This window comes from Bdellovibrio sp. HCB209 (genome assembly GCF_047306065.1).
Lineage (GTDB): Bacteria > Bdellovibrionota > Bdellovibrionia > Bdellovibrionales > Bdellovibrionaceae > Bdellovibrio.
Genome location: NZ_CP178618.1, coordinates 3,613,704 through 3,627,153, shown reverse-complemented (window position 1 = coordinate 3,627,153; position 13,450 = coordinate 3,613,704). Strand labels below are relative to the sequence as shown.

Annotated in this window: 16 protein-coding genes; 9 read left to right on the top strand and 7 right to left on the bottom strand. The window is 43.8% G+C overall.

Translation table 11 applies throughout. The features are described from left to right. The first annotated feature begins 216 nt into the window (after positions 1-216). A complete protein-coding gene (locus tag ACLVWP_RS17655; RefSeq protein ID WP_413558978.1) occupies positions 217-1,728 on the top strand; it encodes a hypothetical protein in 1,512 nt (503 codons plus the stop codon). On the opposite strand, the gene ACLVWP_RS17650 is transcribed toward ACLVWP_RS17655, so the two are convergent. Further along, complete coding sequence (locus tag ACLVWP_RS17650) at positions 1,725-3,026, bottom strand: hypothetical protein (RefSeq protein ID WP_413558977.1); 1,302 nt, start codon at positions 3,024-3,026, stop codon at positions 1,725-1,727. The two genes, ACLVWP_RS17655 and ACLVWP_RS17650, sit on opposite strands and share 4 nt — an antisense overlap. A gap of 82 nt (positions 3,027-3,108) precedes the next feature. Here ACLVWP_RS17650 and ACLVWP_RS17645 point away from each other — a divergent pair, with 82 nt between their 5' ends. Next, a complete protein-coding gene (locus ACLVWP_RS17645) occupies positions 3,109-3,606 on the top strand; it encodes an FBP domain-containing protein (protein ID WP_413558976.1) in 498 nt (165 codons plus the stop codon). Here the strand turns inward: ACLVWP_RS17645 and ACLVWP_RS17640 are convergent, their stop codons facing one another. Further along, positions 3,607-3,876, bottom strand: a complete 270-nt coding sequence (locus ACLVWP_RS17640; protein WP_413561591.1) for a winged helix-turn-helix transcriptional regulator — start codon at positions 3,874-3,876, stop codon at positions 3,607-3,609. A gap of 180 nt (positions 3,877-4,056) precedes the next feature. Here ACLVWP_RS17640 and ACLVWP_RS17635 point away from each other — a divergent pair, with 180 nt between their 5' ends. Then, complete coding sequence (locus ACLVWP_RS17635; protein ID WP_413558975.1) at positions 4,057-4,917, top strand: SDR family oxidoreductase; 861 nt, start codon at positions 4,057-4,059, stop codon at positions 4,915-4,917. Here the strand turns inward: ACLVWP_RS17635 and ACLVWP_RS17630 are convergent, their stop codons facing one another. After that, entirely contained in the window at positions 4,918-5,691 is a 774-nt protein-coding gene (locus tag ACLVWP_RS17630) for an exodeoxyribonuclease III (RefSeq protein WP_413558974.1), read from the bottom strand. Between the two features lie 49 nt (positions 5,692-5,740). Between ACLVWP_RS17630 and ACLVWP_RS17625 the strand changes: the two genes are divergently transcribed. Beyond that, positions 5,741-6,091 (top strand): hypothetical protein, encoded by a 351-nt coding sequence (locus ACLVWP_RS17625; protein WP_413558973.1) that lies wholly within the window; start codon positions 5,741-5,743, stop codon positions 6,089-6,091. On the opposite strand, the gene ACLVWP_RS17620 is transcribed toward ACLVWP_RS17625, so the two are convergent. From ACLVWP_RS17620 to ACLVWP_RS17610, 3 genes are all read right to left on the bottom strand, one after another. After that, positions 6,047-7,012, bottom strand: a complete 966-nt coding sequence (locus ACLVWP_RS17620; RefSeq protein ID WP_413558972.1) for an SRPBCC domain-containing protein — start codon at positions 7,010-7,012, stop codon at positions 6,047-6,049. The two genes, ACLVWP_RS17625 and ACLVWP_RS17620, sit on opposite strands and share 45 nt — an antisense overlap. Further along, the gene (locus ACLVWP_RS17615; protein WP_413558971.1) at positions 6,993-7,358 is read right to left on the bottom strand and encodes an ArsR/SmtB family transcription factor; all 366 of its coding nucleotides are present in this window, start codon (positions 7,356-7,358) and stop codon (positions 6,993-6,995) included. Before ACLVWP_RS17615 ends, ACLVWP_RS17620 begins: the two co-directional genes overlap by 20 nt. Positions 7,359-7,464: 106 nt before the next feature. After that, positions 7,465-7,842: a hypothetical protein gene (locus ACLVWP_RS17610; protein ID WP_413558970.1), complete on the bottom strand. Its 378-nt coding sequence runs from the start codon at positions 7,840-7,842 to the stop codon at positions 7,465-7,467. A 120-nt stretch (positions 7,843-7,962) separates the two neighbouring features. Here ACLVWP_RS17610 and ACLVWP_RS17605 point away from each other — a divergent pair, with 120 nt between their 5' ends. The 5 genes from ACLVWP_RS17605 to ACLVWP_RS17585 all read left to right on the top strand — a co-directional run bounded on the left by ACLVWP_RS17605 (position 7,963) and on the right by ACLVWP_RS17585 (position 13,012). Beyond that, a complete protein-coding gene (locus ACLVWP_RS17605; RefSeq protein ID WP_413558969.1) occupies positions 7,963-8,946 on the top strand; it encodes a 2-hydroxyacid dehydrogenase in 984 nt (327 codons plus the stop codon). Between the two features lie 264 nt (positions 8,947-9,210). After that, positions 9,211-10,728 (top strand): methyl-accepting chemotaxis protein, encoded by a 1,518-nt coding sequence (locus ACLVWP_RS17600; RefSeq protein WP_413558968.1) that lies wholly within the window; start codon positions 9,211-9,213, stop codon positions 10,726-10,728. 134 nt (positions 10,729-10,862) lie between these two features. Then, positions 10,863-11,285, top strand: a complete 423-nt coding sequence (locus ACLVWP_RS17595) for a hypothetical protein (protein WP_413558967.1) — start codon at positions 10,863-10,865, stop codon at positions 11,283-11,285. 36 nt (positions 11,286-11,321) lie between these two features. Then, positions 11,322-12,644: an MBL fold metallo-hydrolase gene (locus ACLVWP_RS17590; protein WP_413558966.1), complete on the top strand. Its 1,323-nt coding sequence runs from the start codon at positions 11,322-11,324 to the stop codon at positions 12,642-12,644. After that, positions 12,641-13,012 carry an MGMT family protein gene (locus ACLVWP_RS17585; RefSeq protein ID WP_413558965.1) on the top strand — a complete coding sequence of 124 codons (372 nt, stop codon included), beginning with the start codon at positions 12,641-12,643 and terminating at the stop codon, positions 13,010-13,012. The genes ACLVWP_RS17590 and ACLVWP_RS17585 overlap by 4 nt, the downstream gene beginning before the upstream one ends. Here ACLVWP_RS17585 and ACLVWP_RS17580 read toward each other — a convergent pair. Further along, positions 13,009-13,410, bottom strand: coding sequence for a hypothetical protein (locus ACLVWP_RS17580; RefSeq protein ID WP_413558964.1), 402 nt, complete (start codon positions 13,408-13,410; stop codon positions 13,009-13,011). The genes ACLVWP_RS17585 and ACLVWP_RS17580 overlap by 4 nt on opposite strands. Positions 13,411-13,450 lie beyond the last annotated feature (40 nt).

The following is a 13,450-nucleotide window of genomic DNA, read 5'->3' as shown; positions in this document are numbered from 1 at the left end:
GGAAAACGTTTAGATGATGAACAGAGTGTTAGTTAAACACGTGAATGAAAAAATCTGGCAAAAAAAGTAAAAAAGTTTTTCGATGTTGGACCTAATTCTAGAGTGAAAAATGAGAATGCATCCGAACAAATAAGTCACAGGAGAAAGGTTGTACTTATTTAGACCTTTTATAAAAAGTATCTTTAGATTTTTCGAGAACAACCGTAATTTAGAACCATGACAAAAAAGCAAATCACAAAAAGTCTTTTCGTATTTGCTGCTTTTCTGTTTTCACAGCAGGCTTTTTCCTCTGCCACTGTTGAATCAGAGTTTGAGATAGTTTTACCAAAGCAGTTCCAACAAAATCTCATTGAGGAAAAATGGAAAACTCTCGTAAATAAGGAATTCCAAGCAAATTGGCAATTTCCTGATCAATTAGTTGAAGCACAGCAAGGAGTGCAAGTTCAGCTAAAAGGTTTGTCGCTTGCTTTGAAAACTCAGTTGCAAAAACCAAATCTGAGTAATGGTGAAACAAAAGTGATCCTTCAATCAAAAGATCTTTCCGCGCAAATGACTATTGCTAGCGTTTCCGTAGATCAGTGGATTGAACAGACTATTAATGGAATCACTGGACGTTTTCATCTGCAAGCAGAGTGTTCAAACGTGACTTTGAATATGAAACCAGGTGCTGGTAGTTTCGCTGTCTCTGTGTCCCCAGAAGTTGATGCTAACGAAGCTGGAGGCCGCATTGAAGACGTGGATCTTGCTTGGCAGCCAAATGCATGGACCGTGGGAGCGTTTAACTGCACGGGAGCTGAAGGCTTTGAAAATATCGTGAACGAACAAATTACTCAGATATCTAATGATTCAGGAGCATTCGTCACGCCTAAGAAAGCTCTGTTGCTCTCATATTTAAATCAGTACCTTGGTAGCTGGTCTTTTGACTTTTCTAAACCACGTACATTGGTCAGTGCCAGATCAGATATTAATATGAGCATGGTCGTAGACAGCTTTGATGAATCTAATCCTGATAGGGCGATTGTGAAGGGCCGTTTGCTTATCACGTTTACTCGCGCAAAATCAGGATCTAAGACATTAACATTATCTAAAGATGCCGCAAATTATGGCTCATCGTCGCAAGCAGCGATCCGAGTTCCCAAAGACCTGGCTAAAGAACTCATGGTTCAGGCTTATTCTGCGGATACTTGGGTGCATCAGTTCTATTCAACTCAAATTTCTGGTTTATCGAGCTTAATGAACTCGCGATTCATGCAGTGGTTTGTATGGCCAGAGTTAATGGATTATCCAAAGTCATCGAAGTTCTTATTTAATGTGTATTCCAATAAAGATCCAAAAGTCACAGGATCGGGTTTGAAGTATCAAGTGGGGATGAATTTGCTTTCACAAATGCAGGCTCCAAAAAATGGAAAGTATATTCCTTTTATGAACTTCATCGTTCCGTTCTCAAGCAATGTTACGGTGGGTGTGGCTGACAGTAAGGCGAGCGTTAAGTTCACCAACACGAGCTTGGATCTTAAATACTCTTGGGATTCGTCTTATGTAAAAAAATACTCTCCGAAAACGCGTTTTGCTGCCTCAACTATCGAGAGTAAGGCATTGGGTGCGATCTCTGATAAGACGATGAGCTTTGCTTTACCAGCTATTCCTTTGACAGAGGGTGTGAACTTAAAAATTAAGAAAGCATCGACAATGTCTAATTCGGATCTTCTTCTGCAGCTGGCTCCCTAAAAGGAACGGCTGATAGTCAGAAGATAGGAGTCATTCTTTGAGTACAGGCCCAGCGGATTTTCACTGCTCCCAGCAATGGAGTCCGCTGTTAGGCTGACATTCCATGAATCAAAGAATCTTCGCCCTAAGCTTGCTTGTAAATAGTAGCTATAGTGAACAGTATCATAGAGGCCTAGGAAGGAAGCATTCCAAACTTCTTTCCAGGTAAGTCTCCCACCTGCCATCCAAGCAGCCCTAAAAATTTCGGTGATAGAGATATTGGAATCATTCTTTCTCTCGGTATCTAGGAACGAGTACTGCAGAATCCCAATCAACATGGCATCGCTAAAATTAAAAGTTTTTTCTAGGCCGACAACACTTTCGTGAATCCATCCGGGTAAGTTGTAATACTGACCGTGATCCGATGTGTAGCTGGTTGCGTATTTAAACAAAAAGTCCCACTGCCTGCTGACCAGAGTGAATCCTCCCTGCCGTATACGGTGTTCTTTACGATTTAAATACACGTCGGGATCAACCTCGATCACCGTTTTGGGTGAAACCTGCGTGATCGTTCCGGTCACCTGAGGTTCGATGATAGGATAGGGTGCGGCTCCATCATAACCTGAGATCGAGATATCAAAGATCGAGAATGATTTTTGGAGTCTTAATCCAAAGTTATTGTCGAGAGCATTATCTAGGGTTCGTTCTGTGCCCCAGTGATAGCGCAGATTTTCTGGAAGAATTAGAACGAGATTATTCTGAGGAACCTGCGGGATGAATACTTCTCTTGGAAGCCAGCGGCTTTCTTCGCCCGGCATAAGTGAAGTGGTGGCTCTCGGGATATAGATAAAGTCATAGTCGAACCATTTTAAGGATTCCGAAACGATGATTGAAGCGGCGCCTAGTTTTTTAGATCGAATCGGGTCATAGATTTGTTTGCGATTGATGAAATCCACAGGATTATAGCCATCCGTTACACCCCAGGTGACGACGTGATAGCCAGCCGAAATGGTCAGCACATCTTTTTTAAACTTTATATAGGCCTCTGTGGGGTCGGCGAAAAACTTTTCCTCGCTGGATTTGTTGTCTGGATCCGCTACCAACACCGGTTTTAAATAAAAGCGCCAACGTTCGCCGTGTTTCCAGCGCACAAGGGGGTCAATCTCGATTTTTAAAAGATTGTTGTTGGTATCCTCACCATATTCTTCTGGAAAGTACTGATCACTCATTGAGACGTCGGCCCCGAAGCTCCATTCAGATTCAGCCATAGCCATAGGAGTACCGATTGTGATAAAAGTAATAAGTAAGAGGATTTTCATCCTTCCAGTGTAGTCGTGGCTACCTGGACGGTCTGCATGACTTATAACAGTTTGTAGTATACCATGTGAGAAGAGGGACTTTATGCAATCACAAGTTTCAAACTTCCAAGTTGAGAGCTCATTTTCAATTTCTTCGGCGGAAGAACTGACTCAATGTTTTCGTCTTCGTGATCAAAAGAAGTTAGTGCTGCCCGACGGGCTTAAGTTTCCTTTCAATGTTCGTTCTTATTTTACCTGGAAAGAATCTTCAGGAGTTTATACATATCTAGTATTTAAAATGCCCAACTGGGATATGCCTAAAGGTGTTGCGTTCAAAAGAACTCCTTCAACAGGTGAGCCCGTGGGTGGACTTTGTAGCTGGTGCCATGCTTACGGCACATCCGAGGATATTGGATTCTTATCGGTAGCGATGAGTGCGAACGTCAGCAGTTCATATCTGATCTGCCATGATTTGCGTTGTATTGAAAAGATCGAAGAGAATGCTATGCTCGCTGGCAAAAATCCTGAAAAGAACATCGCCGATCTTTATCATAAGATGTCTAAGCTTTTTGAAAATATCAGTAACTATAAGGCAGAGTAGCTAGCGCTGCTCTTTGCCCCAGATTGCCATCATCTCCAAAATATTATTAAGTGATTTGCCCTTAGTTGTGAGCGAGTACTCTACGCGCGGCGGAATTTGATCAAAGACATGTCGTTTTATGATTTTGTCGTCTTCAAGTTCGCGAAGCTGTAAAGTCAGCACACGCGCCGATGGATTGCCAGAGAGTCGCTGCAATTCATTGAAGCGTTTTGTCCCTGATAACAAGTTATAGATAATCATAGGTTTCCATTTTCCACCGATAACCTGCATGGTTTTGGTAACCGGGCATGGAGCGACTTTGTCTGGTTTTTCCTTTTTTGTAACCACTTGAAACTCCTATGTTTATCAAAAACCGGGACAGTAACAAAATAGTGCGTACTTACATTAAGTTAGTACTAGCGTTAGTATACCACTAGTTCCTATTAATCACCTATAGAGATCGGAGAATTTATGATCGCAGTTACAGGGGCTACAGGACATTTGGGTAAATTGGCAGTTGAGACGCTTTTAAACAAAGGCACAAAAGCCAGCGAGATTATAGCGGTAGTTAGAAATAAGGGGAAAGCTCAAGACCTTGTCTCAAAAGGAATCGCAGTTCGCGAGGCTGATTACGGAAATGCAGAGTCATTGACCAAGGCCCTTCAAGGCGTTGAGAAATTATTGTTCATTTCTGGCAGCGAAGCAGGTCAACGCGTACCTCAACATACGAACGTTATCAACGCGGCTAAAAAAGCAGGCGTTAAGTTTGTGGCTTACACGAGCATCCTTAAAGCTGATACTAGCAAAATGATCTTGGCGAAAGAGCATTTAGTGACTGAAAACTTGATCAAAGACTCAGGCATTCATCACGCGTTCCTAAGAAACGGCTGGTATATTGAAAACTACACTGAGCAATTCGGTAATACTTTGAAAAGTGGCGTGATCGCTGGAGCTGCCCAGAATGGAAAAATCAGCGCAGCCACTCGTTCGGATTATGCGGCAGCTATAGTAGCAGTGATTCGGAATCCTCCGGCTAAGAATGCAACTTATGAGTTGGGCGGAGATGCGTTTACATTGACTGAGTTAGCAGCGCTGACGAGCAAAGTTAGCGGCAAAAAAATTGAATACAAAGATATGCCAGCTCCGGACTATTCTAAATTACTTGCAAGCTTTGGCGTGCCTCAAGGATTCGCGGATATTCTGGCAGACTCAGATGAAGGCATTGTTCGTGGAGATCTTTACACGACATCTGATGATTTAAAGAAACTTATCGGAAGACCTCTAACAAGTTTGGAAGAGGCCGTTAAAAAAGCAGTTCAAGCTAACTCGTAATTACTTCTTCAAAGTAAGAACAACAGGGCAGTGGTCTGATCCCATAACATCGGGACGAATGGCCGCTGCCTTCAAGCGATCAGAAGCTTCTTTATTCACTAGGAAGTAATCAAGTCGCCAACCCACGTTCTTTTCGCGAACACCAGGGCGATAGCTCCACCAAGTATAGTGATCAGGTCCTTGCTCGAATTTACGGAAGCTATCCACCCACTCAAGCTTATCCAGAAATTTAGTCATCCAAGCGCGCTCTTCAGGAAGAAATCCTGCGTTTTTCATATTGGTCTTTGGATTTCTAAGATCGATTTCTTTGTGGGCGATATTGAAATCGCCACAGATCATTACTTCGCGACCCTTTTTGCGGAGGGCTTGCAGACGCTTTTCCGCCGCCGCACAGAATTCCAATTTAAATGGCAATCTAGTGTGCTCGCGTTGGCTATTTGGGAAATAGCTATTGATAACAGTAATCGGGCCAAAGTCAGCTTCGAGCCAGCGGCCCTCGCTATCAAATTTAGGAATACCTAAGCCAATGCGCACATCATCGGGTTCTTTTTTAGAATAAAGAGCAAGGCCCGAGTAACCAGGCTTTTCTGCAAATGCCCAGGCAGAATGATATTTTGCCGGGTGATAAAAGGATTCGTCTTTTTTAATAGCTTCATCAGTGATTTTGATTTCTTGAAGGCAAACCACATCGGCTTTCGCGTCTTCGAACCATTCACGGAAATTCTTTTTATGCACTGAACGCAAACCATTGACGTTCCAAGAAATCAACTTCATTTCAAACCTCACAAGAGCTACAGTATAGCAAACATCCGGGAGAATTCATATGTTAGTTCAGATCATAATTGCGCTAGGTATCGGTCTTGTGGCGGGGTTGTTAGATATTATTCCTATGCTGAAGGATGCGAAAACCAAACCTCCGGCTTATCGCTATTCAATCATGTCGGTATTTGCGACTTGGATTCTACTCGGCCTCGTAATTCCATTTATTTCTTGGGATGTGCAGCCATGGCTGAAAGGATTCATCGTGGGCTTTGTGGGTATGGCGCCCACGATGATCCATGCATACGGGAGGGTTCAAAACTTTCCAATCGCGTTACGCATCCTTGTTCATGGAGGCGTGCTGGGCACTCTAGTGAGTGTGGCTAGCGATGTACTCTTCAAGCTTATCAAATGATCCAGTCCAACCTTGGGTCATGCCGCCTTTTTCTTTGACGAAAGTAGCAAGTTCTTCGGCTGTGTAGTCACCGTCGACTTCCCAAGTAAGTGTGATACGAGTTTCGCCGGAGTCCTCTTCGGCAAGCTCGACAGTTGTTAGCATCGTCATTGGCCAATTACCATCAAACGGCGCACGGGTCGGGTTAAATTTATCGTCAGTAAATTGCTGAGTATAAACCAAACGATTCGGTGCTGAAATTTCCTGATAGTTGATACGACCGTGAAGCATCATACCTTGCGGATGTCCCATCGAGTACATCAACGAGGAACCCACTTTAATATCAGCCTTCACAATATCCATCGTAGAACCCGTTGGTCCCATCCATTGTTTGAAATGTTCTGGCTTAGTCCACATATCAAATACGGTTTGAATAGGTGCTTCGAAAGTTCTGTTGATGACGAACTTTTGCTTACCAGAAGATTGCTCTTCCAGATACTCTGCCAAGCGATCCCAAGTTCCATTGCCGCCAGCTTGTTTGACGAATTTTTTAGTCTGAGCAGCAGCCTCAGGTGTTGGCAACGTCATGGTCATGTCCATTTTCGTTTTACCACCTTTAACTGGCTCGAAAGTCACAGTCACACGAAAGAGGGGAGGGCGATCGTCATTGCCACCATGGTCATAGACCATGCGTTTTTGATCGACGACTTCGTGATAGATAGTCTTGTTTTCATAGTCCACACCGTCTGGTCCATGCATAGTGTAAGCCCAGTGGCCGCCAACGCGCAGATCTTTACTATGAGTAGTGATGGTGAAACCGCGCGGTCCCCACCATTTTGCGGCTTGCTTTGGGTCGACCCAAGCATCCCAAACAGCTTTTACTGGAGCATCGTAGATACGCGTGATTTTTAATTCGTTGGAATTACTTTTTTTTGCGACCATTTTTCTTCCCTTTCGGCTTTTCTTTGGCGGTGACGGTTTTTAAGTAGGCATCTAAGCGATCAAAACTTTCTTCCCAGAAAACTCGGTAGTGCTCCATCCAGTCCGCGACATCGCGCAGACCGTCGGCATTGATTTTACAAGGACGCCACTGCGCCTCTTTAGTTTTCGTTACAAGCCCGGCTTTCTCCAAAACTTTTAAATGCTTTGTGACTGCTGGCAGACTCATTTCTTTCAAAAACGGTTTGGCTAAATCAGTGACGCTGGCTTCGCCTTGAGAGAGCTTGGCAAGCATCGCTCGTCTTGTCGGGTCGGCCAGGGCTTGGAATGTTTGACTTAACTGATCCATATTTTACCTATCGGTTAATTAACTAATAAGTTAAATATAAACGCAAATGAGTCCTTTGTCAAAATTGACCAAAATTCGAGTGAATTTGATGGGTTACGGGGTGACTTTATTTACGGAAGCATTCGATCTTATGAACCAAAGGTCCCTTAACCGTCGATAGCTGCAAGCGACCTTCAGCAGAGAACTCAGCCGTAGAGATAGAGCCTTTATTATATTCAGGGCCTTCTGTGATGCTGATTAGATAAGGACCTTCTTTAGGACCATTTAAAGTGAAAGCTCGATTATCCAGATCGCCAGCAATAATGATGCGGGCAGGATTATTCATTTCCACCGTCAGTGGAATTTTCTCAACGCGTACAGATCCGTCGTCGAAAGACTCGAAAACCTCTGCAGTGCAGGAGAATTGTTTTTCGGAAGCGTTCTTAGTTGCGGCGAAAGAATTCAGAGAAGCAAACAGGAAACAAGCAGCGAAAAACATTTTCATACATTCCCTCCATGGGGTTCTTTATTCGTAACAATTGTGAATAAGCCAAGTCAAACTTTAAAAGATAGCTCTTACTAAACAAGAGAGGTATGGTAGCGACGTCAACGAGAGGATACCGATATGAAAGTGGCTTTCTTTAGTGCGAAAAAATATGAAGAGTGTGTTTTCAAATCAGCTCAACAGAGCGGCCGTATCGAGTATGATTTTTTGGAAGTTCGTTTAACTGAACAGACTGCTCAACTTGCCAAAGGCTACGAAGCAATCTGCTGTTTTGTGAATGATGTGTTGAGTGAGAAAGTGCTCACTGAATTACATAAAATCGGTATCCGCCTAGTAGCCTTGCGCTGTGCGGGTTTCAACAACGTCCATTTGCCAACAGCTAAGAAGCTAGGAATTCGTGTCGTGCGTGTTCCCGAGTATTCTCCCTACGCAGTGGCAGAGCACGCTCTGGCTCTTTTGATGACTTTAAATCGCAAAACTCATCGCGCTCACGCTCGCGTGCGCGAATTGAATTTCTCTCTAGAAGGTCTGGTAGGCTTTGATTTGCACGGAAAAACTGTCGGTGTTATCGGCACGGGAAAAATCGGACAAGTCTTTGCGCAAATCATGAAAGGATTTGGCTGCGAGATTTTGACCTATGATCCGTATCCGAATGAGGCGGTCAAAAAATATGCGACCTATGTAAGCTTAGAGGAGATGTTTAAGCGTGCCGATGTGATTTCGTTGCATTGCCCACTCACAGAGAACACTCGTCACATGATCGGCAAAGATGCCTTCGAAATGATGAAGCCCAATGTGGTTATCATCAACACGGGCCGTGGAGCCTTGATCGATACAAAGGAAATGGTAGAGGCGTTGAAAGTACATCGCATCGGTGGAGCTTGCTTAGATGTCTATGAGGAGGAAGAGGGTATCTTCTTTACCGATCAATCTAATGAAGGGATCCAGGATGATATGCTGGCTCGCCTCACAACGTTCCCAAATGTGGTCCTTACGTCCCACCAAGCATTTCTGACCAACGAAGCCTTAAGAAATATCGCCGACACAACAACAAACAACATCGTGTGTGTTGCCGAGAATCGCTCGTGTCCTAATGAGATATGAGGATATTTGAGACATGTTTCCCGTATTACATCTAGGTTAAGAGAACGGGAGAGCGCGAAGCTTAATCGCATTTTACTGGAACATCTCTACTACCTTTGCGGGTAGCGGATTTCAGAGCCGTTCTCATGAAAAACTGGCTGTTAAGTTCTGGTCAAACCGCCCGAAAAGTTAAGTGTTCACCATGTAGGTGGACTAGAAGGTAAGTGGTATTGTCTTGATATTCCTTCTTGTAGTTCCAGAACTTTTCAAAAGCGAGATGGATGTATGAGATTAAAGATGAGCCTGAAAGCAAAATTGTTCGCGCTCTGTTTATTTATGGCAACGATTCCTGTTGTTGTCGGAGCAGTAGCCTTCTGGGGTATTCGCGGTCTAAACGCTTCTTATCAGAAAGTCACTGAAGACGTTCTTGGTAATATTGAAGTTGCAGATCAAATGTACCTTCACTTCAGAAACGTCCGTATTAATCTTCGAAGCTTAGGCCTTCCAGGTCTATCTCATGAAGAAGGCCTTCAATATGTAAAGGAAGTGGAAGACAGCATCGCTGCTTATGAAAAAGCCGATCAGATCTACACATTAAATGGATTCCTTCCAGGCGAAAAAGAAAAGTATGAAAAAGTAAATGCTACTTGGGTTGAATTCAAAAAACTTGGTGGAGAGGCTTTGAAGCTTTATCTATCAGGTACTACTGAAGACAAACAAAAGCTTATCCAAATTTTCCTAGTAGACTGTCCTAAATATGCTAAATCGTATGATGAGTCGATTTCGGCCCTGGTTGAGTTCCATCACTTGAATGGTGAGACTTGGCTGAACGAAGCACATATGACATCAGCTGAAACTAATTGGACTGTGATCCTGACTAATGTCATCGGCGTGTTGGTAGGTTTGAGCTGCGGTGCTTGGGTTGCATTGTCCCTTTCTCGCGCTATCTCTAGAATTTCTGATGAAATCGCTCAAGGTGCAGAGCAAGTAAGTGTTGCTGCTCACCAAATTACAGATTCATCTCAAGAGTTGTCTTCAGCTTCATCTCAACAAGCGGCTTCTTTAGAAGAAACCGTTGCGACGATTGAAGAATTGACGGCAATGGTTAAAGTGAATTCTGAAAATGCAAAACAAGCTTCTCATCTTGCTAACTCGACTCGCGAGAGTGCGGTTAAAGGTGAGGCAGACATCCGTGCCCTGATCGCTTCGATCCAGGCAATTGCTTCTGATTCTAAAAAAATCGCAGACATTACATCAGTTATCGATGATATCGCCTTCCAAACAAACTTGTTGGCACTGAACGCTGCGGTGGAAGCTGCTCGTGCGGGTGAGCAAGGTAAAGGCTTTGCAGTTGTTGCGGATGCGGTTCGCAGTCTTGCGCAAAGAAGTGCTGATTCTGCAAAAGACATCGCGAAGTTAATTAACGAGAGCGTTGAGCGTATCGAAGTTGGTAGCGATCAAGCTGAACGTGGTGGAGTGATCTTTGCCGAAATCGTAAATTCGATTAAAAAAGTTGCGGACCTCAGCGGTGAGATCTCAACTGCCAGCGAAGAGCAAGCTAATGGTATCGTGCAAATGGGTACGGCCATGAATGATCTAGACCAAGTGACTCAGCAAAATGCCGCAGCATCAGAAGAAGCTGCAGCGTCTGCAGAGAAATTGTCACTGCAATCACAGCATCTTCATGAGAACGTAATCAGTTTGAATGAGATCGTAACCGGTGAATCCAGTGAATCAGAAGCTACAGTGGCCGCGGAAGAGACCCAAGCAGCTCCGATTCGTTCACCTAGATTCGCTGCTTAATAAGTAAACTAAATTAAAGAGCGTTTCCGAATGCCGATGATCCCCACATCATCGGCATTTTTCGTTTTTATGTATCTATCCAGGTGATGGAACCAATCGTAGACGGCTAAAGAAATTAAGGATAAATTTTGGTTATGAAAATGAAATTCCTTTCTGACATTAAATCGACGATTTTCCTTTCTGCAGTCCTTATCTTTGGAATTGGCGCATTTTGGATTCCTTATGGGAAGGAGTTCATTGATAAAGCTCGCTTTGCAGAGGTTCAAACAAACTTGAGCTCTCTGCAGACTGCATTGAGTTCATATCATCAAGAGTATGGTCGATACTCCTCAGACGAGAAGGAAATCGGCTTCGCGGCAGAAGGACATCATGGCGTTGAATTCTATTTGGATAAAACTAATGTGCCGCCGGATGTTTTGGGCAAACTAACCTCAGATCAGTATCCATTTGTTTCGCAAGATTCCTATCGCATTCTTGTCGCCTATGAGAATAGAGGTGAGCTTAAGTTGTTCATCAATGACAAGGGGCAACCTCTATTGCCAGTCGAGATTAAGTAACTGACTTTTGGTGCCAGATCGCATAGTCATTATTCTATGGCGGTTAAGATCTCTAGGATATTTCATGCGGGTTATGTGTTTGAATGCGATGGCGTTCAGATTGCGTTTGATCCTATTTTTGAAAATCCATTTAGTCGTAACTGCTACTCCTATCCGGCTGTGCAGTTTGATTATTCGGCCATCAAGGCTCTGCGCTTTGATGCGGTCTTTATTTCTCATCACCACGACGATCACTGCTCCTTTGACTCCTTAAAGCTTTTGAACCGCGAAACCCCAATCTATATGTTCTGTGTTCATGAGGAGATGTTCTCTTGGATCAGGGAATTGGGATTTAAGAAGGTATATCCGCTAGTACTTGATGGTTCGGCGAACGTTGGACCTTTTGAAGTGATCTCTCGCCCGGCATTGGATGTGGATATTGATTCCATTTTTCAAGTGAAGGTCGAAGGGTTGAATATTCTGAACGTGGTTGATTCATGGATAGACGAAGATACTTTCAAAGCTCTTAAATCTGAAAAGCCATGGGATCTAGTGATGTGGCCTTTTCAAACCATGCGCGAGTTAGAAGTGTTGGAGCCGTCTAAGGCAGAACCATCAGATCGTAAACTGCCACCAGAGTGGCTAGAGCAAATCCTGAGTTTAAATCCGAGAAATCTGATCCCAAGTTCTTGTCAGTTCCGCATGGAAGAGTGGTCTTGGTACAACCACGCATTTTTTCCGATTTCTTATACCGACTTTGCAGAACAAATCGGCGAGATTCTTGCAGAGACCAGAATTATCAACTTACATCCAACAACACGTATTGAGCTAAGTAAGAATGGGATCAAAGATGCATCCGCAATTCCTTGGGCTCATCTTGCCGAAGATAAGAATCGCGACTACGAATACAAGCCGGACCTGCCTCCGCCACAGACGTCAGAGATCGCAAAGCATTTTCCGAAATTGAACGCCGATCAATCTAATACGGTCACATCTTTCTGCAAAAAGGATCTGATTGCGAAGTTCGCTGAAGTAGGACCCTCTGCTGATATCTTTTTTAATAAGTCCCGCCATTGGCTACTGTCCGTTTATTCTGACACAGGTGCAGAAACTCAATACAATTACCGCATTGATGACGATCAAATGACTTTGCTAGATACCAAGCCCGCTATTATCGATTGGCATACTGAGGTGATCGCAGCAAAGCTGTATTCAGCATTAACGACAGGGGAGAGCCTGACCTCCTTATATCTGCGAGTAGAAAAGACGGCAGATGTAGAGGTGATCGAGGACCCCTTAATGCGATGCTTGTTCAATGGAGAATTCGGCTCTTATCAAAAAGCACAGCTTGAGAGAATCAAGAAAGAGGAATCTTTATGACAGTTATTCAGTTGTCACCCTTTTCTAAAAAAGTGATCGATACGATCTTAAAGATTCCCTCTGGAAAAGTTGCGACTTATAAACAGATTGCGGAGCTTGCAGGAAAACCTCAAGGCTCACGTGGAGTTTCTTGGATTCTGCATTCGTGTTCAACAACGTATAAGCTTCCTTGGCATCGAGTGCTAAACTCTCAAGGACGTATTTCATTTGATCCGACAAGCCGGAATTATAAAGATCAGAAAAGAAAGCTAGAAAATGAAGGCGTGGAATTCAGTGCGGATGGAAAATTAGATCTGCGCAAATTTCAGTGGAGTAAGCGCCCGGCCAAAAAGAAAAGCCAGGCGGCAAAACCCCGTATGTTTTCTTAGCGACGGCAGTTGCTAAGTTCTAGGTCTACTTTTTGGTTCAAACCTTTGCACGTGAAGCGACCCTCTTTAGTGATGTAGCTGATTTCAACAAAAGCTTCAGCAAACCATTTGCCATCGTTTTGGCATTCCAAAGTTTGGATCAAGTAATGATCTTCAGATTTATCAACAACACGGCAAGAAGGTTGTGGGTTCATATCTGAAACGTCATGCGCGCAGATATTTCCGTAGCGCAAAACCGGAGCATCAGAACCATCAGTAGTTTTGAAACTTACAGAAAGTGGATAGAAAGTTAGCTCAACCGGGCCTTGCGGTGTGGAGCAAGTAAGAAAGTCTGGCGTCGCTGCCAAAGCGGCTGTGGAAGCAAGAACTAGTGCGGCTGTAAGAATGATGCTTTTCATATTATCCCCTCTATTAGAAGGCATGGGTTATGCCACAGGA

What these genes read in the sequence shown, in the direction of transcription:
- ACLVWP_RS17610 (WP_413558970.1), bottom strand. Translation starts at nt 7,842, where the DNA reads ATGAAAATGTTTTTCGCTGCTTGTTTCCTGTTTGCTTCTCTGAATTCT.
- ACLVWP_RS17615 (WP_413558971.1), bottom strand. Translation starts at nt 7,358, where the DNA reads ATGGATCAGTTAAGTCAAACATTCCAAGCCCTGGCCGACCCGACAAGA.
- ACLVWP_RS17590 (WP_413558966.1), top strand. Translation starts at nt 11,322, where the DNA reads ATGGCGGTTAAGATCTCTAGGATATTTCATGCGGGTTATGTGTTTGAA.
- ACLVWP_RS17605 (WP_413558969.1), top strand. Translation starts at nt 7,963, where the DNA reads ATGAAAGTGGCTTTCTTTAGTGCGAAAAAATATGAAGAGTGTGTTTTC.
- ACLVWP_RS17655 (WP_413558978.1), top strand. Translation starts at nt 217, where the DNA reads ATGACAAAAAAGCAAATCACAAAAAGTCTTTTCGTATTTGCTGCTTTT.
- ACLVWP_RS17650 (WP_413558977.1), bottom strand. Translation starts at nt 3,026, where the DNA reads ATGAAAATCCTCTTACTTATTACTTTTATCACAATCGGTACTCCTATG.
- ACLVWP_RS17585 (WP_413558965.1), top strand. Translation starts at nt 12,641, where the DNA reads ATGACAGTTATTCAGTTGTCACCCTTTTCTAAAAAAGTGATCGATACG.
- ACLVWP_RS17630 (WP_413558974.1), bottom strand. Translation starts at nt 5,691, where the DNA reads ATGAAGTTGATTTCTTGGAACGTCAATGGTTTGCGTTCAGTGCATAAA.
- ACLVWP_RS17580 (WP_413558964.1), bottom strand. Translation starts at nt 13,410, where the DNA reads ATGAAAAGCATCATTCTTACAGCCGCACTAGTTCTTGCTTCCACAGCC.
- ACLVWP_RS17640 (WP_413561591.1), bottom strand. Translation starts at nt 3,876, where the DNA reads ATGCAGGTTATCGGTGGAAAATGGAAACCTATGATTATCTATAACTTG.
- ACLVWP_RS17635 (WP_413558975.1), top strand. Translation starts at nt 4,057, where the DNA reads ATGATCGCAGTTACAGGGGCTACAGGACATTTGGGTAAATTGGCAGTT.
- ACLVWP_RS17600 (WP_413558968.1), top strand. Translation starts at nt 9,211, where the DNA reads ATGAGATTAAAGATGAGCCTGAAAGCAAAATTGTTCGCGCTCTGTTTA.
- ACLVWP_RS17620 (WP_413558972.1), bottom strand. Translation starts at nt 7,012, where the DNA reads ATGGTCGCAAAAAAAAGTAATTCCAACGAATTAAAAATCACGCGTATC.
- ACLVWP_RS17645 (WP_413558976.1), top strand. Translation starts at nt 3,109, where the DNA reads ATGCAATCACAAGTTTCAAACTTCCAAGTTGAGAGCTCATTTTCAATT.
- ACLVWP_RS17595 (WP_413558967.1), top strand. Translation starts at nt 10,863, where the DNA reads ATGAAAATGAAATTCCTTTCTGACATTAAATCGACGATTTTCCTTTCT.
- ACLVWP_RS17625 (WP_413558973.1), top strand. Translation starts at nt 5,741, where the DNA reads ATGTTAGTTCAGATCATAATTGCGCTAGGTATCGGTCTTGTGGCGGGG.